Annotated in this window: 20 protein-coding genes and 1 tRNA gene; 5 read left to right on the top strand and 16 right to left on the bottom strand. The window is 64.4% G+C overall.

Annotation, left to right across the window (positions count from 1 at the left end; all coding sequences use genetic code 11):
* Window positions 1–40 precede the first annotated feature (40 nt).
* Window positions 41–1,660 carry a methyl-accepting chemotaxis protein gene (locus ACSQ3S_RS27265; protein WP_436144326.1) on the top strand — a complete coding sequence of 540 codons (1,620 nt, stop codon included), beginning with the start codon at window positions 41–43 and terminating at the stop codon, window positions 1,658–1,660.
* A 21-nt stretch (window positions 1,661–1,681) separates the two neighbouring features.
* On the opposite strand, the gene ACSQ3S_RS27260 is transcribed toward ACSQ3S_RS27265, so the two are convergent.
* Together ACSQ3S_RS27260 and ACSQ3S_RS27255 are read right to left on the bottom strand one after the other, a co-directional pair.
* Complete coding sequence (locus ACSQ3S_RS27260) at window positions 1,682–4,048, bottom strand: TonB-dependent receptor plug domain-containing protein (protein WP_436144325.1); 2,367 nt, start codon at window positions 4,046–4,048, stop codon at window positions 1,682–1,684.
* 116 nt (window positions 4,049–4,164) lie between these two features.
* Window positions 4,165–5,058: a LysR family transcriptional regulator gene (locus ACSQ3S_RS27255; protein WP_176654124.1), complete on the bottom strand. Its 894-nt coding sequence runs from the start codon at window positions 5,056–5,058 to the stop codon at window positions 4,165–4,167.
* Window positions 5,059–5,178: 120 nt separating this feature from the next.
* Between ACSQ3S_RS27255 and ACSQ3S_RS27250 the strand changes: the two genes are divergently transcribed.
* Window positions 5,179–5,931, top strand: coding sequence for an SDR family NAD(P)-dependent oxidoreductase (locus ACSQ3S_RS27250; RefSeq protein ID WP_413448452.1), 753 nt, complete (start codon window positions 5,179–5,181; stop codon window positions 5,929–5,931).
* Between the two features lie 92 nt (window positions 5,932–6,023).
* Here ACSQ3S_RS27250 and ACSQ3S_RS27245 read toward each other — a convergent pair whose 3' ends face one another.
* The 5 genes from ACSQ3S_RS27245 to ACSQ3S_RS27225 all read right to left on the bottom strand — a co-directional run bounded on the left by ACSQ3S_RS27245 (window position 6,024) and on the right by ACSQ3S_RS27225 (window position 10,387).
* Window positions 6,024–7,070: an aldo/keto reductase gene (locus ACSQ3S_RS27245; RefSeq protein WP_436144324.1), complete on the bottom strand. Its 1,047-nt coding sequence runs from the start codon at window positions 7,068–7,070 to the stop codon at window positions 6,024–6,026.
* A 9-nt stretch (window positions 7,071–7,079) separates the two neighbouring features.
* On the bottom strand, window positions 7,080–8,120 hold the full coding sequence (locus ACSQ3S_RS27240; protein ID WP_353403252.1) for a quinone-dependent dihydroorotate dehydrogenase: 1,041 nt from the start codon (window positions 8,118–8,120) through the stop codon (window positions 7,080–7,082).
* 33 nt (window positions 8,121–8,153) lie between these two features.
* Window positions 8,154–8,882, bottom strand: a complete 729-nt coding sequence (locus tag ACSQ3S_RS27235) for an arginyltransferase (protein WP_176654128.1) — start codon at window positions 8,880–8,882, stop codon at window positions 8,154–8,156.
* 185 nt (window positions 8,883–9,067) lie between these two features.
* Complete coding sequence (gene aat, locus ACSQ3S_RS27230) at window positions 9,068–9,796, bottom strand: leucyl/phenylalanyl-tRNA--protein transferase (RefSeq protein ID WP_176654129.1); 729 nt, start codon at window positions 9,794–9,796, stop codon at window positions 9,068–9,070.
* Window positions 9,797–9,814: 18 nt separating this feature from the next.
* Window positions 9,815–10,387 carry an NUDIX hydrolase gene (locus ACSQ3S_RS27225; protein ID WP_176654130.1) on the bottom strand — a complete coding sequence of 191 codons (573 nt, stop codon included), beginning with the start codon at window positions 10,385–10,387 and terminating at the stop codon, window positions 9,815–9,817.
* Between the two features lie 168 nt (window positions 10,388–10,555).
* Here ACSQ3S_RS27225 and ACSQ3S_RS27220 point away from each other — a divergent pair.
* Together ACSQ3S_RS27220 and ACSQ3S_RS27215 are read left to right on the top strand one after the other, a co-directional pair.
* A tRNA-Met gene (locus ACSQ3S_RS27220) sits at window positions 10,556–10,632 on the top strand.
* Between the two features lie 108 nt (window positions 10,633–10,740).
* Window positions 10,741–11,400, top strand: a complete 660-nt coding sequence (locus ACSQ3S_RS27215; RefSeq protein ID WP_176654131.1) for a DapH/DapD/GlmU-related protein — start codon at window positions 10,741–10,743, stop codon at window positions 11,398–11,400.
* 75 nt (window positions 11,401–11,475) lie between these two features.
* Here the strand turns inward: ACSQ3S_RS27215 and pepA are convergent, their stop codons facing one another.
* The 7 genes from pepA to ACSQ3S_RS27180 form a co-directional block, all read right to left on the bottom strand.
* Complete coding sequence (pepA, locus tag ACSQ3S_RS27210; protein WP_176654132.1) at window positions 11,476–12,369, bottom strand: flocculation-associated PEP-CTERM protein PepA; 894 nt, start codon at window positions 12,367–12,369, stop codon at window positions 11,476–11,478.
* A 226-nt stretch (window positions 12,370–12,595) separates the two neighbouring features.
* Window positions 12,596–15,379, bottom strand: a complete 2,784-nt coding sequence (gene prsT / locus ACSQ3S_RS27205; RefSeq protein WP_436144323.1) for an XrtA/PEP-CTERM system TPR-repeat protein PrsT — start codon at window positions 15,377–15,379, stop codon at window positions 12,596–12,598.
* A 69-nt stretch (window positions 15,380–15,448) separates the two neighbouring features.
* Window positions 15,449–16,477, bottom strand: coding sequence for a MerR family transcriptional regulator (locus ACSQ3S_RS27200; RefSeq protein ID WP_436144322.1), 1,029 nt, complete (start codon window positions 16,475–16,477; stop codon window positions 15,449–15,451).
* A gap of 15 nt (window positions 16,478–16,492) precedes the next feature.
* Window positions 16,493–17,344, bottom strand: coding sequence for a class I SAM-dependent methyltransferase (locus ACSQ3S_RS27195; RefSeq protein ID WP_436144321.1), 852 nt, complete (start codon window positions 17,342–17,344; stop codon window positions 16,493–16,495).
* A gap of 66 nt (window positions 17,345–17,410) precedes the next feature.
* On the bottom strand, window positions 17,411–18,316 hold the full coding sequence (locus ACSQ3S_RS27190; protein ID WP_436144320.1) for a DNA-3-methyladenine glycosylase family protein: 906 nt from the start codon (window positions 18,314–18,316) through the stop codon (window positions 17,411–17,413).
* Complete coding sequence (locus ACSQ3S_RS27185) at window positions 18,313–19,203, bottom strand: DMT family transporter (RefSeq protein ID WP_436144319.1); 891 nt, start codon at window positions 19,201–19,203, stop codon at window positions 18,313–18,315. Before ACSQ3S_RS27185 ends, ACSQ3S_RS27190 begins: the two co-directional genes overlap by 4 nt.
* 112 nt (window positions 19,204–19,315) lie before the next feature.
* Window positions 19,316–20,338 (bottom strand): XdhC family protein, encoded by a 1,023-nt coding sequence (locus tag ACSQ3S_RS27180; protein ID WP_436144318.1) that lies wholly within the window; start codon window positions 20,336–20,338, stop codon window positions 19,316–19,318.
* Window positions 20,339–20,383: 45 nt separating this feature from the next.
* Between ACSQ3S_RS27180 and ACSQ3S_RS27175 the strand changes: the two genes are divergently transcribed.
* On the top strand, window positions 20,384–20,515 hold the full coding sequence (locus ACSQ3S_RS27175; protein WP_353403246.1) for a hypothetical protein: 132 nt from the start codon (window positions 20,384–20,386) through the stop codon (window positions 20,513–20,515).
* A gap of 9 nt (window positions 20,516–20,524) precedes the next feature.
* Here ACSQ3S_RS27175 and ACSQ3S_RS27170 read toward each other — a convergent pair whose 3' ends face one another.
* A complete protein-coding gene (locus ACSQ3S_RS27170; RefSeq protein WP_176654139.1) occupies window positions 20,525–20,914 on the bottom strand; it encodes a surface-adhesin E family protein in 390 nt (129 codons plus the stop codon).
* A gap of 15 nt (window positions 20,915–20,929) precedes the next feature.
* On the bottom strand, window positions 20,930–22,042 hold the full coding sequence (locus tag ACSQ3S_RS27165; protein ID WP_176654140.1) for a M48 family metalloprotease: 1,113 nt from the start codon (window positions 22,040–22,042) through the stop codon (window positions 20,930–20,932).
* Window positions 22,043–22,055: the final 13 nt, after the last annotated feature.

Here is a 22,055-nt window from a genome sequence, read left to right as displayed (position 1 = left end):
CAAGAATTCAAGCCTTTGGTCTTACTCTGGGGAGCATGTGATGGGTATTGGAAACTGGAAGATAGGGGCCCGGCTCGCCGCCGGCCTGGGCGTGTCGATCATCTTTATGGTCGGCATTTCGGTGATCGGTATCGGCAATCTTGGCAAGTTGAATAACAACACCCAGGATCTCGCCGCCGACAAAATTCCCAAGGTGATACTGGCTTACGAAACGATAGGCGGTCTCAACGACATTGCCCGCGCCATGCGCAACGCCATGTTGTCCAAAGACACCGCCGTGGTCAAGGCCGAGCTGGAGCGGGTCGACAAGCGCAAGGTGGAAATCGCCGGCCGGCTGGACAAGCTGTCCGCGCTGATCGCCGACGACGAAGATCCTCAAAGCAAAGCCAAGCTGCAAGCGGTGCTGGACGCGCGCGACAAGTATGCGGCGGTGCAGACCGCCTTCGTGCAGATGTCGCACGACGAAAGCAAGCGCGAAGAGTCGGTCAATTACCTGTTGACGACGGTGCGCAAGGAGCAGACCGCCTACCTGAACGCCTTGTCCGAGCTGGTCAAGTTCCAGAACGCGGCGGTCGAAGACGCGAGCGCCGTCGCCGCGCAATCCTTCTCCAGCTCGCGCAACATGATGATACTGCTGACGGTGGTGGCGGCCGGGCTGGCGTCATGGGTGCTGTTCTGGATCACCGGCAGCATTACGCGGCCCTTGAACCGCGCGGTCGGCATGGCGCAGGCGGTGGCCGGCGGCGACCTGACGATGCAGATGGAATGCACCACCACCGATGAAACCGGCCAGCTGCTGCGCGCGCTGATCGACATGAACGACAGCCTGGCGCGCACCGTCGGCCAGGTGCGCTCGGGCACGGATACCATCGCCACCGCGTCGAACCAGATCGCCAGCGGCAATATGGACTTGTCCAGCCGCACCGAACAGCAAGCCTCCAGCCTTGAAGAGACGGCGTCGTCGATGGAGGAACTCACTTCCACCGTCACGCAGAACGCCGAGAACGCGCGCCAGGCCACCAAGCTGGTGGTGGCGGCGTCGGAATTCGCCACCAAGGGCGGCGCGGTGGTGGGCCAGGTGGTGACCACGATGGGCGCGATCAAGGAAAGCTCGGGCAAGATCGTCGACATCATCAGCGTCATCGACGGCATCGCGTTCCAGACCAACATCCTGGCCTTGAACGCGGCGGTGGAAGCGGCGCGCGCCGGCGAGCAAGGGCGCGGCTTCGCCGTGGTGGCGTCGGAGGTGCGCACGCTGGCGCAGCGCTCGGCCAGCGCGGCCAAGGAAATCAAGGAGCTGATCGGCCGTTCGGTGCAGACGGTGGACGCCGGTTCGGCGCTGGTCGACGAGGCCGGCGTGACGATGGAAGGCATCGTCAAGGCGGTCAAGCAGGTGGCCGACATCATGACTCAGATCAGCGCCGCCAGCAGCGAGCAGAGCACGGGGATCGAGCAGGTCAATCAGGCCATCGTGTCGATCGACGATGTGACGCAGCAGAACGCCGCGCTGGTGGAGGAAGCCGCCGCCGCCGCGCAAAGCATGCGCGACCAGGCGGACTTGCTGGCGCAGGCGGTCAGCGTGTTCAAGCTGGCGGGGCAGGGCGGCTACTCGCCGCCACCGCCGCGCAAACAGCGCACGCTGCTGATCGCGCCGGCCTGACCATCCTGACCCTACCGGCCATTACCAGCTGTAGCCGGCCTTGGCGTAGTAGTAGCGTCCGTTGAAGCCGTTCGGCGCGAAGCCGCTGTACGGATTGATGCCGTTGTTGTTGAGGTTGCCCGCCGACGTGACCTGGTCCGGATAACGGTTGGTCACGTTGTCGATGCCGGCGCTCAGGCGCCAGTTCTTGCCCAGCTTGACGCTGCCCGACAGGTCCAGCACCCATTGCGGATCGTAGACCTGGTCCAGCGTCGCGTTGTTCTGCGGCACGGTGAAGCTGCCGTAGCGCGTCACCACGCCGCGCGCCCCCCACTGGCCCAGCGTCCAGTCGGTCGCCAGGCTGAACTTGTCCTTGGGTGAGCCGACGGTGATGCGGTTGATGGTCTGGCGGTCGATCAGGGTCAGGCCGTTGGCGGTCAGGATGGCCGGATTGTCGTTGACGTGCTCCAGCGAATTCTTGTTGTGGTTGTAGGCCGCGGTGAAATCGTAGCGGCCGCTCGAGGTATCCCAGCGATAGGTGCTGACCACGTCGACGCCGGTGGTGCGGGTGTCGATGGCGTTGGTGAAGTAGCGGCCGGCGCCCACCAGGATGCCCTGCTTGGCCAGCGCCGTCTGCAGCGCCGGCGACAGCGTCATGTTGGCCGACAGCGCGATGCGGTCGTCGATGTCGATGCGGTAGGCGTCGACCGTGGTGTTCCAGTTGCGGGTGGGCGACAGCTGCAGGCCGAGGCTGTAGTTGCGGGCTTTCTCGGCCTTCAGCGGGGTCGCGCCCAGCGCCGCCGCGGCGGCGCTGCCGACCGCGAAGGTGCCGGTTTCTATCGGCGTATTGACGCCGTTGACCACCGAGAAATTGGTGGTGGTGATGGTGTAGAACTGCTGCGCCAGCGACGGCGCGCGGAAGCCGGACGATGCCGTGCCGCGCAGCGACACTTCGGGCGAGAACGCATAGCGCGCCGAGCCCTTGGCCGAGGTGGTGTTGCCGAAATCGCTGTAGCGCTCATGGCGCAGCGCAGCCGACGCCGAGAACTGCCTGGTGATCTCGGCTTCGAAGTTGGCGTAGATCGATTCGTTGTGGCGGCTGTTGCTGCCGGCGTTCACCGGGCGGAAGCCGGAGAAGCCCTGGGCGCCGGTGCCGGTGTAAGACGCCTCGTCGCCGGCGCCGATTTTATATTCCTCGTGGCGTGCCTCGACACCCAGCGCCACCGTCAGCGGGCCGCTGAAGGCCTGCACCGGGAATTCCCTGGCGACGTCGAAGTTGAACAGCTGCTGCGTGTTGGTCAGCTTGCCCGCGTAGAAGTGGGTCGGGCTGGCCGCGCCCAGCGTCTGGTTGACGGTGTGGTCCAGGTCCAGCTTGAACTCGTTGCTGCCGTAGTTCAGGCTCGCGTCCCAACGCCAGCCGGCCGCTTCGCCGCGTAGGCCGGTCACCAGCGACTGGTCGGTCGATGTGCTGTTCTCCAGCGGCAGGAAGCCTTCCGGGAACAGCGGCGTGCGCTGCGCCGTGCCGTTCAGCGCGGTGCGCCAGGTGGCGGCGGCCGAGGTGTCGCGCTGGCCGTAGTTGGCGAAGGCGTACCAGTCGATGTCGTCGTTGACGCGGTACTGGCTGTTGACGAACAGCGTGCGCGGCTTGGTTTCAGGATCGCCGAAGCGTTGGTTGACCTTGCCGTAGCGCGGTTCGGCCGGATTGCGGAAGTCCGGTCCGGCGCGGTTGGTCGGATCGCGGTCGGCCGCCTCGACGGCGACGCGCACCCAGCCCTGGTCGCCCAGGTTGAAGCCGGTCGAGCCGCGCACTGTTTTCTGCTTGCCGTCGCGCTTCTGGTATTCGCCGAAGCCGACTTCGACTTCGCCGCCGCCCGCGCCTTTTTTCAGGATGATGTTGATGACGCCGGCGATCGCGTCCGAGCCGTACTGTGCCGCAGCGCCATCGCGCAGCACTTCGATGTGGTCGATGGCCGACAGCGGGATCGCGTTCAAGTCCACCGGCGCCGAGCCGCGGCCCTGGGTGCCGTTGACGTTGACCACCGCCGACGTGTGGCGGCGCTTGCCATTGACCAGCACCAGCGTCTGGTCCGGCGACAGGCCGCGCAGCTGGGCCGGACGCACGGCATCGCTGGCGTCGGCGCCGGAAGGGCGCGGGAAATTCATCGACGGCAGCAGGCGGCCCAGCACGGTGGCCAGCTCGGTCGAGCCGCTGGCCTGCAGCTCGCGCGCGCCGATGATGTCGATCGGCGATTCCGAATCGACGGTGCGGCGGTTCTTCGCATAGGTGCCGGTGACGACCACCGACTGTAGCTCGCCGTCGGCGACGGCTTGTTGGGCAAAGGCGGGGGTGAAAATGGAGGCGATCAGGCTGCTGAGCAGCAGGGGACGAGCGATGTGGCGTGAACTCATGTGGCGGTCTCTCTGGTTAGTGATGACTTGAGCTTATCAGTGCGCAAACCTGCTGCCCACGAATGGTTGCGTCTAATGATATTCAAGAACTGGATAACGTGCAGGAAACAACAACTTTATTGAATTCCCATGTGCTGCAGGTTGCCGGCATAGAAGTCGGCAAACGCGCGCGCGGCCGGTTTGGCGGCGCGGCCGGCGGCGAACACGGCATGCAGCTCGATGGCGCCCATGTCCCAGTCGGGCAGCACGCGCACCAGCGTGCCGTCGCCGAGCTCCTTCAGGCAGGCGCCCAGGCTCATCGAGGCGATGCCGATGCCGGCCACCGCCGCGGCCGTCGACACCTCGTTGACCGACACCGACAGCTGGCCGTCCACGCGCACCGACTGCGTCTTGCCGTCCCTGGTGAACTTCCACGGCGCGGCCAGCCGGCCGGGGCCGGCGATGATCGAATGCCGCGCCAGGTCGGACGGCGTTTGTGGCGTGCCGGCGCCGGCCAGATAGGCGGGCGAGGCGGCGATCACGCGCGGCACGGCACCGAGGCGCTGCGCCACGGCGGTCGAATCGGGCAGGGAGCCGAAACGCAGGCCGACGTCGACGCCTTCGGTGACCAGGTCCTGGCGCAGGTCGTCCAGCAGCAGTTCCACGCGCAGTTCAGGATGGCGCTGCAGGAAGCCGGGCAGCTTGGGCATCACGCCGCGGATGGCGAAGCTGGAGGACACGCCGACGCGCAGCAGGCCGCGTAGCTCGCCGGTGCCGCGCGCGGCCTGCTCCGCCTCGTCCAATGCCGCTAGCACCGGTTCTATGCGGGCCAGGAAGTCGATGCCGGCCTCGGTCAGCGTGACGGCGCGGGTGGTGCGCACCAGCAGCGCGGCGCCGATGTGTTTTTCCAGGTTGGCGATCAGGCGCGAGACGGTTGGCTGCGGAATGTGGAGTTCGCGGCCGGCGGCCGAAAAACTGCCCTTGCGGGCGACGCGGACAAACAAGCGGAGGGTGAAGAGATGGTCATTCATGTGATTAATCCACTAAGTGAATAAATCATAGACGATTTCAGTGGCTACCGCAGGATTTATGCATGAGAGATGATCACTTCATCGGCAAGCATTCCGCTGGCCAATTTAAAGGAAATCATCATGTCTCAGAAAAAACTGGCAGGTAAAGTCGCTGTGGTCACCGGCGCATCGAAGGGCATCGGCGCGGGCATCGCCAGGGAATTGGCGGCGCAGGGCGCGTCGGTGGTGGTGAATTACGCGTCCAGCGAGCAGGATGCGGCCAAGGTGGTGGCGGAGATCATCGTCGCCGGCGGCAAGGCCATCGCAGTCAAGGCCAACGTCGCCATGCAGGCGGATATCGACAAGCTGTTCGCGGCCGCGCGCACCGCGTATGGCCGCCTGGACATCCTGGTCAACAACGCCGGCGTGTATGCGTTCGGCGGATTGGAGACGGTGACGGAGGAAAGCGTGCGCAGCATGTTCGACATCAACGTGACGGGGCTGCTGCTGTCCAGCAAAGCGGCCGTGGCGATGTTCCCTGCCGAAGGCGGCAGCATCGTCAACATCGGTTCGGTGGTGGGGGAGTTGCCGCTGCCGGGGGCCTCGGTCTACACCGCCACCAAGGGCGCGGTGAACACCATCACGCGCGGGCTGGCGAAAGAGCTGGGCGGCCGCAAGATCCGCGTCAACGCTGTCAATCCCGGCGCGACCGATACCGAAGGTTTCAACGCGGCCGGCATGAAAGGCGACCTGTCGGACATGATGATCGCCCAGACGCCGCTGGGTCGCCTGGGCACGCCGGCCGACATCGCCAAAGCCGTCGCCTTCCTCGCCTCCGACGACGCCGGCTGGATCACCGGCTCGCTGCTGGACGCCGCCGGCGGCTGGCGTTAAAACTGGGGTCAGATCCGAAAATTGGACACGAACTCCGCCGTAGCGGCCGCTACGGCGGAGTTCGTGTCCAATTTTCGGATCTGACCCCGGATTTACTGGCCGGGGTTGGTGATGCTGGCGTGGATGGCGTCCACCTGCGCCAGCACTTCCGCCGGCAGTTGCAGTTCGTAGGCGTCGATGTTTTCCTTCAGCTGCGCCAGGGTGGTGGCGCCGATGATGGTCGAGGCCACGAACCAGCGCGAGTAGCACCACGCCAGCGCCAGTTGCGTCGGCGTGATGCCGTGGTCGCGCGCCAGCTTCGCATAGCGCGCCACCGCTTCCAGCACCGCCGGCCGCAGATAGCGCGGGCTCCACGTCGGCGGGAAGATCGTCAGCCGGCCGTGCGCCTTGGCGTCGTCGTGGTACTTGGCGGTCAACTGGCCGAACGCCAGCGGGCTGTAGGCCAGCAGACTGACGTTCTCGCGGTAGCAGGTCTCGTCCAGCAGGCTGGTCTCGTAGTGCCGCGCCGTCAGGTTGTACAGGTTCTGGATGGTGGCGATGCGCGGCAGGCCCTTTATCTCGGATTGCTTGATGAACTCGTTCACGCCCCAGCACGATTCGTTCGACACGCCAATCGCGCCGATCTTGCCTTCCTTGATCAGCTCGCCCAGCGCGGCCAGCGTTTCCTCCACCGGCACGCAGTCGCGCTCCAGCTTGGGATTGAAGGCGTTGGCGCCGAAGATGGGCACGTTGCGGCTGGGCCAGTGCAATTGGTATAAATCGATATGGTCGGTCTGCAGCCGCTGCAAACTGGTGTCGACCGCCGCGCTCAGGTTGGCCGCGTCGAAGTTCTGCTTGCCTCCGCGCACCCAGCTGATGTTGGGATTCGGTCCGGCCGCCTTGGTGGCGATGACCACCTTGTCGCGCGCGCCGGTCTTCTTCAGCCAACCGCCGATGAAGCGCTCGGTCGCGCCCTGCGTGGCCGGGCGCGGCATCACCGGGTACATTTCCGCCGTGTCGATGAAGTTGATGCCGCGCTCCAGCGCGTAGTCCAGCTGGCTGTGGGCGTCCGCTTCGGTATTTTGCTCGCCGAAGGTCATCGTGCCCAGGCAGATCCGGCTGACGTTGAGCGAGCTCGAGCCAAGTTGTATCTTCTGCATGCTGCTTCCTTATTTCAAGCGGATCGCGTCGGCGCAATCGCGTATCAGCGCCGGGCCGGCGTAGATCAGGCCGCTGTACAGCTGCACCAGCTGCGCGCCGCACTCCATTTTTACTTTGGCGTCCGCGCCGCGCATGATGCCGCCGACGCCGATGATCGGCAGCGCGTCGCCCAGCTCGGCCTTTAGCAGGCGGATCACGGTGTTGGACAACTCGAACACCGGCGCGCCCGACAGCCCGCCCGCTTCGGCGCCGTGCGGCATGCCGGCGACGGCGTCGCGGCTCAAGGTGGTGTTGGTGGCGATGACGCCGTCGATCTTGTGGCGCAGCAGCGCGTCGGCGATGTTCTTGACCTGGTCGCCGTCCATGTCCGGCGCGATCTTCAACGCCAGCGGCACGTAGCGCTTGTGCTGGTCGGCCAGGCGCAGCTGGGCCTCCTTCAAGGTGCCGAGCAGGCCGTCCAGTTCCGAGCCGCCCTGCAGCTGGCGCAGGTTCTTGGTGTTCGGCGACGAGATGTTGACCGTCACGTAGCTGGCGTAGGGGTAGACTTTTTCCAGGCAGTGCAGGTAGTCGTCGGTGGCGCGCTCGATCGGCGTGTCGGCGTTCTTGCCGATGTTCAGGCCCAGCACCCCGGCCTTGTCCTGGTAGAAGCGCGACGACTGCACGTTGGCGACAAACGCGTCGACGCCGCCGTTGTTGAAGCCCATGCGGTTGATGATGGCCTTCGCCTGCGGCAGGCGGAACATGCGCGGCTTGGGATTGCCCGGCTGTGCGCGCGGCGTCACGGTGCCCACTTCGATCGAGCCGAAGCCCAGGTCGGCCAGCGCGTCGATGTAGGCGCCGTCCTTGTCGAGGCCTGCCGCCAGGCCGACCGGATTTTTAAACGTAATGCCCATCACGGTGCGCGGATCGGCCTTGGGCTGGCCGGCCAGCCTGGTCAGGCCCAGCGCGGCGGCGCGTTTCAGTGCGGGGAGGGTGAAATGGTGGGCGGCTTCGGCGTCCATCGAGAACAGCAGCGGACGGGCCAGCGAGTACAGGAGTTTTTCGGACATGGGGGAGCTCTGGTTATAGTTCCCCGTATTTTATCAGGCGTCCAGCACGCTCCACGTGCCCTTGATGCGCGCCTCCAGCGGTTTGAAGTTGGTCTTGTAGGACATCTTCGGACTTTCTTTGATCCAGTAGCCCAGGTACACATAGGGCAGCTGCAGCTCGCGCGCCTGGGCGATCTGCCACAGCACGTTGAAGGTGCCGAACGAGGCGCCCTCGACGTCGGGATCGAAGAAGGTGTAGACCGACGACAGCCCGTCCGACAGCACGTCGATGATGCTGACCATGCGCAGCGTGCCGTCCGGCTCGCGGAACTCGACCAGCCGGGTGTTGACGCGGCTTTGCAGCAGGAATTGCGCGTACTGGTCGCGGCTGTCCTGGTCCATGCCGCCGCCGGCGTGGCGCTTGCTCTGGTAGCGCAGGTAGAGGTCGTAGTGCTCGTCGGAGAACGACAGCGTGGCCACGCCCGCCATCAGGTGGCCATGCCTGACCCAGGCGCGGCGCTGGCCCCGGCTGGGCTTGAACTGGTCGGCGACCACCCGCACAGGGATGCAGGCCTGGCAACCGTCGCAATATGGCCGATAAGTAAAGATGCCGCTGCGGCGGAAGCCGTTCTTGACCAGCTCCGAATAGACGTCGGCGTTGATCAGGTGCGACGGCGTAGCCACCTGCGAGCGCGCCTGGCGCGCGTCCAGGTAGCTGCAGGGATAAGGCGCCGTGGTATAAAACTGCAGCGTCGCGAAAGGCAGATCGTTCAGGTGCGTCATGCACGTCCTATCGAGGGCGGTTTGTTTAGAAGACGTTTCAAAATGAGCGTGGCTAGGCGCGGCGACGAAGACAGTGCGCCTGCACGGCTAGGAGCCGCAACGACGCCACGGTCATTTTGAAACCTCTTCTTCTTCTGAGTCCCAATCATAGCGCTTAGTCCAGGACAGCGCTTGTCACCTTTAGCTTAACTGTCCGCAGCCAGCGGTGCAATGGGTTCCCACAAGGTGATCTGCGGCAATTCAATACTGTTGCGCAGATGCGCCAGGAATTGCGCGCGCGGGATGGGCGAGGCGCCCAGCGAGGCCAGGTGGCCGGTCTCCTGTTGGCAATCGATCATCTTTACCCCGTGGCTGCGCAGGAAGCGCACCAGGTAGGCCAGCGCGATCTTGGAACCGTCGGTGACGCGGGCGAACATCGATTCGCCGTAGAACATCCCGCCGATCGATACGCCGTAGGCGCCGCCGACCAGCTGGCCGTCCAGCCACAGCTCGGACGAGTGGGCGTAGCCGAGGCGGTGCAGGCCGGTATAGCCGGCGATGATGTCTTCCGAGATCCAGGTGCCGGGGCCGTCCCGGCGCGGCGCGGCGCAGGCCCGCATCACCTGTTCGAAGGCGCTGTCGAAGCGCACCTGCCAGCGGCCGCCGGCGCTCATCTCGCGTTCGACCTTGCGCAGGGTTTTCCTCAGGCTGTCCGAGATGCGGAAGTTGTCCGTCATCAGCACCATGCGCGGATCGGTGCTCCACCACAGGATGGGCTGGCCTTCGGAAAACCAGGGGAAGATGCCGTGCTTATACGCCGTCAGCAGGCGTTGCGGCGACAGGTCGGCGCCGGCCGCCAGCAGGCCGGGTGCGTCGATGGTCAGCGCCTCACTGACGTCCGGGAAGGGACTGTCGGGATCGAGCCATGGGATCATATTACCGCGTCAAGTAGGTTAAAGATCCGTACGCATGGGACGGGTGATGTCCTGGGTGTGGAAGCCGTAGCTGCCGCCCTCCCGCATTTTGACGCGGTCGGCGAAGAACAGTTCCAGCGTGGTGCGGATGGTCGGGAAGGCCAGGTCGTCCCACGGGATTTCCGCCTCCGAGAACAGCTGCACTTCCAGGCTTTCCTCGCCGGGCGCGAAATCGAGGTCGAGCAGGGTGGCCAGGTAAAACATGTGGACCTGGTGCACGCGCGCCACGTTCAGCAGCGTGAACAGATTGCCCAGCGCGATGTTGGCGCCGGCTTCTTCCTGGGTTTCGCGGATTGCCGCTTCGCTGGTGGTTTCATTGTTTTCCATGAAGCCGGCCGGCAGGGTCCAGTAACCGTGGCGCGGCTCGATCGCGCGCTTGCACAGCAACACTTTCAGTTCGCCGTCGCGTTCCCACACGGGGATCGAGCCGAGGACCATTTTCGGGTTCTGGTAATGGATGGTGGCGCACTGGCCGCACACGTAGCGGGGGCGGTTGTCGCCGGCAGGTATGGCCAGGCTGACGGGGGAGGCGCATTCGGAACAGAATTTCATAGGTAGCTCAAGTCGGTATGGGTACTCACTTTGGCTACTTTACACCGATTGGCGCCGGCGCGGCATGGCCTATGCTTATAGGTAACTGCATTTATTCGGACTATCGCAGACGATTTCGGGATTAATATTGCCTAACATGCGAATTTGCCCTATAATGATTACATCAGACGCGGGGTGGAGCAGTCTGGCAGCTCGTCGGGCTCATAACCCGAAGGTCACAGGTTCAAATCCTGTCCCCGCAACCAAATTCGAAGCCGTTGATACCGTCAGGGATCAGCGGCTTTTTCGTTTTCAATTCCGCGACTGTAAGACCTCCCTTTTCCTATAATCGATGCTCTTATAGGGAGTTTTTCATGCGAAAAATCAGACCGTCCGCCATAGTCGTTTTCCTGTCCATGCTGGCGCTGGTATTGATGCTCTCGCTGCTGAGCGCCTACTGCGGCGTGGGAAGCATTCCCCGCCTGGGCGATTTCAGGGGCGTGGCCGTCAGCGCGGCAGCCGTGGTCCTGGTCTACCTGTACGGCATGCTCATATTTCGTATTTTCATGTGGGCGCTGCCTCTACACGAAGGAAATATCGAGTTCGGCTCCAGGCAGGAATTCATCTATCAGGTGTATGTCTTGTTTTACCTGATACTTTTTAATTCCCTGATACGCGGCGGAATTATTCCGATCCCTATCATGCGGCTGATCTATCTTGGACTGGGCGCGCGCCTGGGCGACAACACCTACAGTTCGGGCATCATCTACGATCCGTCGTTTGTGACGATAGGCGCCAACAGCGTGGTCGGCGAAACGGCCTTGCTGGTGCCGCATGTGATCGAGGGCGATACCTTGGGCCACTATCTGATTACGATAGGCGACCATGTGACGATAGGCGCCCATGCGGTCGTCTTGTCCGGCGTGACGATAGGCGACAACTCGATCGTGGCGGCCAATTCGCTGGTCGTCAAAGGCACGCACATCGGGAGCGGCGAAATATGGGGAGGCAGCCCGGCGCGCCGCCTGAAATAGAGACAGGCCGGGCATGAAAAAAAAAGCCGGTGCGCCCCAGCGCACCGGCCTTCGATTGCAAGCCCGGACCACGGACTATTTTTGTTTTTCGCGCCGGCGGCCGAACGAGCCCATGCCGAAGATGCCTGCGGCAACCAGCGCCAGGGTGGCTGGCTCAGGCACGGGCGTGAACTGCTGGCCACCATCCACATTCAACACGAATTGCGAGTCGGTATTCGGACCGGTGGCGATGCCATTGACCAGGAGCGGACGCGTGAAGCCAGGTGCGTCCGGTCCGGGGAATTGCAGCGTCGTGTCGAAGCGGGTGCCGGCCAGGGCTGGCGAAACATAGGCCGCATTGGTAAACAACACGGTGCCGACCAAGGTGGCCGAGCCAACGCCGGTGGCGCCGGGGGTGCCGGACGTGCCGGTCGCCAGGAAGGTCGACAGCTCCGAATCCCAGCTACCCGACAGCATCACCGCGCCATCCGTGAATCCGGTTCCGGCCGCTTGATTGGCATCGGGCGTGTTATCGAAATAAACCGTCCAGTTGCTGCTGGTGGCGGGAGTGAAGGTGATCGCAACCGTGGAGCAACCGGCGTTAAGGCAAGTGGCCCGCTCATGCAAGGTGGCGATCGTCGTCAGCTCATAGGTACCGACTGCGGGACCGGGCGGGGCTACACGCAGATCCGGCGTGGCCGACGTGGTGCCGATGGCTGCGGCGAATGCTTGGTACGTCAGGGTGAAATCGGCGAAATCGCCGGCATTGTTAGCCGGGGTGAGCGTAAAGCCCTGAACCAGGCCCGCGCCGTTTTGATGCCAGTCGATGCCCGTGAAATTTTGCAGAATGCCGTCACCGCCTAGAGCCTCTCCCGGATTGCCGGAAATTAGCACGTTGGCGGCGCTGGTGGTGTCCAGCGTTGTAGCCTGGGCCGCGCCGACCGAAAAGAGCGCTCCCAGCAGAGCGCTGAGAATGGTAAGTTTTTTCATTTTGTTTCCTTCCTAGATGAATGGAGAGTCGCTACGCAACGGTGTGGGTTTCGATACCTTGCCGGCCGGTTGGAACCAGCCAGCTATCCACTACTAAGCAAATGCCACGCCATGTTTGGAAGGGTTTCTAAGTGGCTGTTTTAAAACAGTTTTTCAAAAATTTCCGGAATATTTTCGGCTCTTCGCGCAAAGATGTAAAAAAAGCCGACAGTACCCCGGAGTGTAGTTACAAGGATTCCAGCATCGCCTTCACTTCGGGACGCTTCGGGAAGTCCTTGTTGGCGGCCAGCAGCTGTTCGAATTGGGTGCGCGCGGCGCGCTTGTCGCCCGACTTCATCAGGCCCAGGCCGAGGTGGTAGCCGATTTCGGTCGCATCGGGCGCCAGCGCCCTGGCTTTTTGAAGCAGGGGCAGGGCGCGGGCCGTATCGCCTTTCTCGAGCAATATCCAGCCCAGGGTATCAAGAATGCCGGGGCTGGTGCCGGCCAGTTGGTAAGCCCGTTCGGCGGTCGCCAGGGCCCGTTCATCCTTCTCGTGCTGGTAGGCCCAGGCCAGGTTGTTCAGCGCCACGACATTTTTCGGGTCTTGCCGGATGACGGCCTCGAACAAGCTGATCGCCGGCTTATATCGTCCGTCCGCCAAATTGGCGCTGGCAAGGTAGAGCCGGACGCTGAGATCGGTCGGGTGCTGCTGCAACCACTGGCCGGCTTGAAGGTCCGCTTCCTTGGTTTTGCCCGCCAGAAGCAGGGCTTGGTGGATCTTGATCGCCAGGGGCGCCAACTTGCTCATCTTAAATGCCCGCTCGTAGGCCTGCAGCGCCTCTTGCGGTTTATGCTGGGCCATCCAGATGTCGCCCTCCAGCGTCAGCCCGGCTGGCAGATCGGCCCGCTGGCGCTGTACGGTCTGGGCGATGGCCAGCGCTTCCGGGTAGCTTTTACTTTCCACTAATAAGGTCGCCGCGAGGACCTGGGCTTCGAACCAGTCTTCCTTCAACCGCAATGCTTTCTTGACCGAAGCGAGGGCGCCGTCCTTGTCCTTGAGCGCGACCTGGGCATAGGCGATGCTCAGTTGCACGGCGGCCGACGCAGGTTGCAGTTCGGCCAGCCTGGTATAGCTTTCCAGCCCGGCTTCGTAGTTGCCGTTCGCGATCTGGATCCGTGCCAGCAGCGCGAGCGTGTCGGGATTGTTCGGATGCGCCGTCTGCAGCGCTTGCGCCAGCTTCAGCGATTTTTCCTTTTCGCCGGAACGCTGGTAAAGATTCGCCAACAGCAATGCCGGCGTCAGGGCGTCGGGACGTTCGCTGGTGGCGCGTTCCAGCCAGCGCACCGCTTCCGCGTTGTTGTTCTGTGCGAAGGCAAGCTTGGCCAATGCCGTCATCAGGCCCACGTTCTTCTTGTCCTTGGCGAGCGCAGCTTCGTAGCGCTGGCGCGCCCGTTCAGGCTTTTTTTCCGCCAAGTCCATTTGCGCCAGATTTTCCAGGGCCGGCAGATAGGCCGGGTCCAGCACCAGCGCCTGCTCGAAGCCGGCGCGCGCACCGGCCAGGTCGTTTTTGGACAGCAGGATGCCGCCTTTCATGTTTTTCACCAGCGGATTCTTGCCGTCGCGCCGTTCCATTGCCTCAACCGCCAGAAGTGCCTTGTCGTATTCCTTGTTGCGCAAGTGGGTCATCGCCAGCAGGATGCCGGCCCGGCCGCTCTTGTCGTCCAGGGCGGTTGCCTGTTCCAGCTCGCCGACTGCGCGTGCCGATTCCCCGGCGCCCAGGCGGCTCAATCCCAGCGACGTGTGCAAGCTGGCCGTTTGCGGTGCGAGGTCGCTCGCCGCCTGGAAGTAGTCGGCCGCCTTGGCGAAATGCCTGGCCTGCATCTGCGCCTGTCCCGCCAGGGCCAGCAGCTCCACGTCCGTTCGATTCGCCTCCAGCAGCGGGTCCAGCACGGCGATGGCATCGTCGGCCTTGCCGCCCTTCAAAAGGAGTCCGGCCAGGCGCTTGCTGGCGTAGACATGGCGCGGATTTGCGTCGAGAAATTTGCGCATCGATAATTCGGCTTCCAGATACGAGCCCATGGCCAATTGCACGGAACCCATCAACAGGATGCTGGGCATGTGCTCGGGCATCACTCGCAATATCTGCTGCAAGGCATCGCGGGCCGCCGGATATCTCGCGTCCTGAAAGTCGAGCAAGGCCTGGGTGTAGATCACCGGCAGGGTGCCCGGCGCGTTCTTGCGGGCGGCGTCGATCTCGGATCGGGCCTCGGCCAGCTTCTTGGCCTGGATCAGGAGGGTGGCGCTGTCGATATGGGCTTGGGTATTGTTCGGCTGCAAGGTCAGAATTTGCTTGTATGCCAGCAGGGCCGCCGCGTCTTTTCCCTGCAGGCGCAATAAGTCGCCCTTGAAGCGCAGGCACTCGATATTGTCGGGATGCTTGGCCAGGGCGCGTTCGATAGTTTGGGTGGCAAGGTCCAGGTGTTGCGACAAGGCGGCGATCTTTGCCAGGCCCAGCATGGCTTCGGGCAGATCCGGGTTTTTCACCAGCAACTCGTCGAACAGTGCCTGGGCCTGCGCCGTCTCGCCCAGGCCCAGATACGCGTTGGCGCGCAATACCAGCAGTTCCGTCTGGTGCGGGCTGGCCGGGTCCGGCTTGACGTCGTCGATAAGTTTCTTGAATTGCCCCTGCATCAGCATCACCTTGCCCAGGCGCGGCATGAGTTCCACGTCCCCGATGCCCAGCTCCCCGGCCTTGCGCATTTCTTTTTCGGCCGACGCGGTATCGCCCGATTCAATATAGACCTCCCCCAGCAAGAGGCGGGCGCGGGCATTGTCGGGCGCCTTCTGCAGGGCATTTTTCAGTTCGATGATGGCGGCCTTGGTTTCGCCTTTGGCACGATATTGCCGGGCTTCGGCCATCAAGGAGTCGGTGTCGCGCGCGGTGTTGCAGGCGGTTAGCGTCAACGTCAGCAGCAGCAGGGCTGCGCGCGGCACGCGTCGGCCGGTGGAATCTACGGGGGGGCGGGGCATACTGGTCTCCTGGGCGGTGGGCACCTCCGCGATGTTAGGACACAATATGGAGCATCACCTTACGTTCGATCAAGCCAGCGTGGCGTAGGACAGGCGGATGTAGTCAAGCATGGCGGGAGTGACCCAGGTGCCGCTCAACAGCGCGGGTTCCTGGTCGTGCGCGGCGCGGATCTTGGCCAGCGTGGCCGGATCGCCGCCGATCTGCGCCAGGTAGAGCGCCATCCACTGGCGCGCCAGCGTTTGCGCCGACGGCGCGTCGTGCGGGATCCCGCTTTCCAGATGCCGATGCACGTCGGCGATCAGCGCAATCCATTCGTTCTGGTTTTTGCCGTTGTTCTCACGCATGCCGCGCATCTCGTCGGCGCTCAGGTACTTCGCGTAGATGCACAGCTTGCGCGCGCCAAACGCCGCCGACACATACTGCTTCAGCGCCGGCGTGATGCGGGTGTGCTGCTGGGCCGCGGCCTCCTGGTCCAGCATCAGCGTCAGGCGGCGCGCAAACTCCGGATTGGCGGCGGTATCGCGCTCCAACGTTTGCATCCAGCGTTCCGACAACGCGCCCGCTTGCGGGTCGTCCGCCGGCACGCCTTGCGCCATCAGCGTTTCCGCCTCGCCCACCAGCGCGATCCAGGCGGCGTTGCGGCGCGCATCCTGCTGCCAGAAGGGCAGGCGCCGCAACTCCTCCGGCGTGAAGTATCGTTCGTACAGGTTCATATGCTCCAGCGCCGCCAGCCAGTCTTCCAGTTCGGGATCGCTGCCGCTTGCCATTTGCTGTTGCAGTTGCGCGAGCTGCGCGCGCAGCGCGGTCGCCTGTTCGATCTGTTTGCCCAGCGCGGCGATCTGCTGCGCGACGATGTCGGCGAACGGCGCGTCGGGACTGGCGAGGAAGGTCGCGATGTCCGCCAGCGACATGCCGAACCGCCGCAGCGCCTGGATGTTGTGCAGCCGCGCGACGTCGGTGCGGTTGTAGAGACGGTAGCCGGAATCGGCGCGTGCCGACGGCGTCAGCAGGCCGATGCTGTCGTAGTGGTGCAGCGCGCGCACCGTCAGGCCGGAACGCGCGGCCAGTTCGCCGATCTTCAGTACTGATTTATCCATGCCGCATAGTTTACGTCAAACCGTGGCCCTGATCATGCGGAAGATGCCGCTCAGGCGCTGGCCGTTGTTGTGGCAGGCCAGATAGCGTTCTGTGAGCTCCTTCGGGCCGAAGTGTTCGACCTGGCTGTAGCCGAAGCGGCCCAGCATGTGCTCGAGCTTTTGCGGATCGAAAGAGCTGAGCAGGTGTTCGCCCTGCGCGGCCAGCGCCGTGGTCACCACTTGCAGGCCGGCGCGCTCGGCATCGGTCAGCTGGTCGTCATGCACGCGGTAGTCGAACACGATGCTGCTGCCCGGCGCGCAATTGGCGATGTCCTGCAAGGTGTGCATCACCTGGTCCGGGCGCAGATACATGGTGACGCCCAGCCACGAATGGCAGGCCGGCTTGTCGTCGGCCAGGCCGGCCCGCTGCAGATCCGCGCTCAACGAGTCGTTTTCAAAATCGGTGGCGACGTAGCGCAGCGCGGCAGGTTCGCCGATGTCCGCCGCGCGCAGGCAATCGCGCTTCCATTGCTGCATGGCCGGCAGGTCGACCTCGAACAGGCGGGCGGATGGCGCGCAGTCGGCACGATAGGCATAGGTATCGAGGCCGGCGCCGAGGATCACGTATTGGTCGACCGCGCGGCGCTGCGCTTCGTACCAGCTGTCTTCGGCGAGGCGGGCGCGGACCGCCATCGTGGTGCGCATTGCGACGGAGAGCTGGTGGCGCTGGCGTACTCCATCGGCGCGCAACCGGGCTTCGGCATCGGCGCCAAGGATGCGCAGGGCGACAGAGTCGCGCAGGATCAGCGGCTCATCGAACAACTGGTGCGCGGCGCGCAGGGTGGCGGTCATCCAGGCGCTGGGCTTGGGGGCGGATGTGGGCTGCATGGTCATCTCCTTCACGTTAATGCAGCCGATCGTAAAGCCTGACGTAGCGTCAGGCTCAAGCAAAATCTACTCGGGATCGCGAGGATGCAGGCTGGCCCACAGGTGGGCAGCGGCCATGGTGCGGTGAGGGCTGTATTGGGCGAGGATTTTTTCGGTGCGAGGCATGTCGGGCTTGGCGTCCTCGCCCAGCAAGGCTTGCAGCGCGGCGCGGATCGCCACGTCGCCGTGCAGCGAGCAGTCGGCATAGCCATAGCCGCGCAGCAGGCCGTAGTTGACGGTCCACGGGCCGATGCCCTTGACGGCCAGCAGCGCGGCCGAAATCTGTTCGATGCTATTGGCTGGTGTGACGTCCAGCAGCAGTTCGCCGTCGTTGACCAGGTGGGCCAGCCGCAGCAAGGTCTCGGCCTTGGCGCGCGAGAATTTGCGGCTGGTGAGGTCGTCGACGGTCAGGCGCGCCACGTCGGCCGCGGTGGGGTAGCACCACAAGCCGCTGCTGTGCTGGCGGCCGGCCTGCAAGATGAAGGTGCGGCGCAGCGAGATGGCGAACGACAGGTTGATCTGTTGGCCGATGATGGCCCACGTCAGCGCCTCGAACACGGTGGCCGACTGCACGATGCGCAGGCCGGGCTGCGCGCGCGTCAGCGGGCCGAACATCTTGTCCCTGGCGGCGAAGACGCTGAACGGCTCGGGATCGATGCGCAGGCCGAGGATGCTCAGCGCAGCCTCGCGCACCTGCTCCTGCGCGGCCTTGGACAGCTTGCCGTCGGCGTGGACGGTGCAGCCGGCGCTGGCCGGCGCGACGGGGTTGTCGGGCACGATCTCCAGCACCACCGGCACGCCGCCGGCCAGCATGCCTTTGCGCAGCCGCTCGGGACTCACTTCCTCGGCCACGCTTTCGGTGTCGCGGCTGTGGAAGGCCAGCACGTCATGCAGGCGGTAGTTTGCCGGCAGGGATAGGGTAAAGGGCTTCACGCCGCCTTGGCCTTGCCGAGGAAGCCCAGGCTCGGACGGAAGCCGGTCACCAGCGCGGTGCCGGCGATGACCACGGCGGCGCCGACGAAGGTGTACCAGCCGACGCTCTCGCCGAGGAACAGCATGCCCCACAGGATGCCGAACAGGGGGCTGAGGAAGGTGACCGTCAGCGCCGACGACGGGCCGACGTCCTGGATCAGCCGGAAGTAGATCAGGTAAGCCACGCCGCTGCACAGGATGCCCAATGCGAGCACCGCGCCCATGATGCCGATGGTCGGTTCGCCCGGCGCCGGGAAGAACGGCAGCGCCGGCAGCACCAGCAGCGTCGACGCCCACATTGAGCCATGCGCGTTGGAGAACGGCTCGACGGCCTTGGCCTGCTTGGCGTAGTTGCTGGCGATGCCGTAGTTGAAGGAGGCGAACAGCACCGCCGCGATGGCGATGCCGGCGCCCGGCTTGGTGGTCACGTGGTCGAAGCCGACCAGCAGCGCGACGCCGCAGGCGCCCAGCAGCAGGCCGAACATCACCTTGGCGCTGACCATGCTTCGGGTCCAGATGGCGGCGATCAGCGTGCCCCACAGCGGCGTGGTGGCGTTCAGCACGGCCAGCAGGGAGGCCGACAGCGTGCGGGCGGCGAAGGCGAACATCAGGAACGGGACGGCGGAGTTGAACAGGCCGAGGATCAGGTAGTGCTTCCAGTTCTGGCGCAGGTTCAACGGCTTTTTCAGCACCAGCGCGATCACCGCCAGGAACAGCGAGGCGAACAGCACACGGTATTCGATCAGCACGGCGGCGCCCAGCACCGGCGCGGCGATCCGCATGAACAGGAAGGAGCCGCCCCAGATGGCGGCGAGGAAGATCAGGCGTAGCAGATTGGCGGTGCTCATGCGGATTCCAATTGTAGGTGCGGCGCCGGACAGCGCGGCGTCGCTATTGTCCCGCACTCGCGTGCGGCGGGCCAGCCGGTTCTTGCTTTTGAATTGTCCAGGCTTGCGCTTTTTATACCGCGCCGCTGTCGACCGCGCAGACTGCCTCGCCTGGCGCGACCGGCGAGGCGGCGTGCGGCACCAGCATCCCCGTTGGCACGCCGTTTTTAATCGCGGTCATCTCGGCCAGGATGGAAATCGCGATCTCGGACGGCGTCTTGCTGCCGATGTACAAGCCGATTGGCCCATGCAGGCGAGCCAGCTGTTCCGCCGTCAGGTCGAATTCCAGCAGCCGCCCGCGGCGCTTGCTGTTGTTCAGGCGTGAGCCGATCGCGCCGACATAGAAGGCGTCCGACTTCAGCGCCTCCATCAGCGCCAGGTCGTCCAGCTTCGGATCGTGGGTCAGCGCGACCACGGCGCTGCGGCGGTCGAGCTTCATGTCGATCACGATATCGTCCGGCATGTCGTGCACCAGCTGCACGCCGTCGACGTGCCAGCCGGCGCGGTATTCCTCGCGCGGGTCGCAGACGATGACGTGGTAGTCCATGGCCGTGGCGATCTGCGCCAGGAAGCGCGATAACTGGCCGGCGCCGATGATCAACAGGCGCCAGCGCGGGCCGTGCAAGGTCACCATGGCGCGTTCGCTGACCTGCATCTGCGCGCCCGGCGCGGCCTTGGCCAGTTCCACTTCGCCGGTCTGCAGATCGAGCCGGCGCTGCACCAGCTCGTGCTGTTCCAGCCGCACCAGCAGTTCGGCGATGCGGCTGCGCCCGGACAGCGGCTCGATCGCCAGTTCGATGGTGCCGCCGCAGGGCAGGCCGAAGCGGTGCGCCTCGTCGGCGGTGATGCCGTAGCTGACGATTTCGGGAATGTCGCGGCTGATGCCCTCGTCGCGCACGCGGGCGATCAGGTCGTCCTCGATGCAGCCGCCCGAGACGGAGCCGATCACCGTGCCGTCTTCGCAGATGGCCAGCGTGGCGCCCACCGGACGGGGACTGGAGCCCCAGGTCTTGATGACGGTGATCAGTTCGCAGCGGCGCCCGGCGGCGATCCATGCTGCGCTGGTTTTGAGTACTTCGAGATCGATACTGTCCATGGATGGAATATACTACGCCTCTACAAAGCTTGCAGGGACTGCCCCATGACCAACCCAAAGGAAGACGACGGCTCGCCTAAATTCGGCCGTTTGCTGATCGTGCTGATACTTGCCGTGCTGTTGTGCGCCGGCCTGACCTGGCTGATGGGGAATGTGTTTCCCAATTTTCCCAACTAAGTTCCCCGGCTAGCCCTTGCAGACGGCCGCCAGCGCGTTGTCGAACGGGCTGTCCGGCACGATGTCTTCCGGGCTGAATTTCTCGTATTTGTAGTTTTCTACCGGCTCGCCCTTGCCCATGGCCTCCGGATAGTAGATCTGCGACAGCAGCACCGTGGTGCGGTCCTCGCAGGAATACACGTGCAGCGCCTTGACCGAGCGGTAAGGCTTGCCCTCGGGCGTAATTTGCGGCTTGCTGAAGGTATGCATGGACCAGACCTTGCGGGTCTTGTCGGCCTTGATGATGCTGCCCTTGTCGATGTAGAAGACGTCCGTCTTGCCGCCGCCAACCCGCGCCCATTGCGCCGCCTGGACCCCGCCGCACATCAGTATCAACATGAATGCCAACAAGCGGCGCATGGCTGTCTCCCGGTTTTACGGCATCAGTGTTTTCTTGGCCGCCTGCTTGCCCTTGATTTCGACGATGGTCTGGTCGATCACGGTGAGGCGCTTGCCGATGGCGGGATGGGTGGCAGTATAACCGTTCAGCACCGTCGCCGGATATTGGGCGGCCATGCGCTGCCAGAAGGCGTGCGCGTGATCGAGGTTGTAGCCGGCGCGCGCCACCATGTACAGCGACAGGTAGTCGGCCGCCGTGTCCAGATCGGCCGGCACCGGCTTGACGCCGGCGCTGCCGATCAGCATCGACAGGTCCGGCCGCACGGCGACCAGGTTGTCGATGATGCTGCCGACGGTGTAGGCCTGCTTGGTGATGGCGGCGTGGCCCAGCACATTGTGGGCGATGTCCTTGGCCAGCACGTAGGCGATGTTCTCGTCGGTTTGCGCGAAGTTGACCATGCCGCGCGTGATCATCACGCGCTGGCCGTCGGAATAGGAATTGATGTTGTCCGAATTGCCGATGTCGATCTTGAAGGCGCAGGCGCGGGTGACCGGCACGTTCAGTTCCTGGTTGCGGCCATTGCGGGCGACGATCAGGTTCAGCGACTGGTGGCCCGATACCAGCGGGCCGAGGATGCCGGCCGCCTGCGTTTCGGCGTTCTGGCCGGTCGGCAGGCTCTTCGTTTCGGCCGCCACCAGACCGTCGCCCTTGCGCAGGCCGGCGCGCGAGGCGCCGCTACCGGACAGCACGCTGGCCACTTCGAGGCGGTCGCCGTAGTTCAGCACCGCTTGCGCGGCGTCGACGAATTCGCCGGTGTACGAGTATTTGTTCTTGGCGGTGAAGCCGAGCAGGTTGCGCGCCTGCGTGCGGCACAGGTCCGCATTGTTGATCAGCAGGGGACCGGCGATGCGGTACAGGCGGTCCTGCAGCGCCACCATCTGGCCCAGCGCCTCGCGCGCGGCGGCCATCTTGGCGGTGACCACCGGCGGTTCTTCGTTGATGACGCGGGCCACCACCGGCGCCGGTTCGGGCGCCGCGGGTTTGGATTTGAAGACCGAGCAGGCCGATAGCAGGGAGACCGCCGCCACGGTGGTCAAACGCCAAGACAACGAAGCGAGTTTATTGATTTTCTTTGTCTGCTGGACCATCCCGGTCTCCGTA

The sequence above is a fragment of the Duganella sp. LjRoot269 genome, assembly GCF_964254095.1.
GTDB lineage: Bacteria > Pseudomonadota > Gammaproteobacteria > Burkholderiales > Burkholderiaceae_D > Rugamonas > Rugamonas hordei.
The sequence above is the reverse complement of the archived record's forward strand: the minus strand, read 5'-3'. Positions and strand labels throughout refer to the sequence as shown.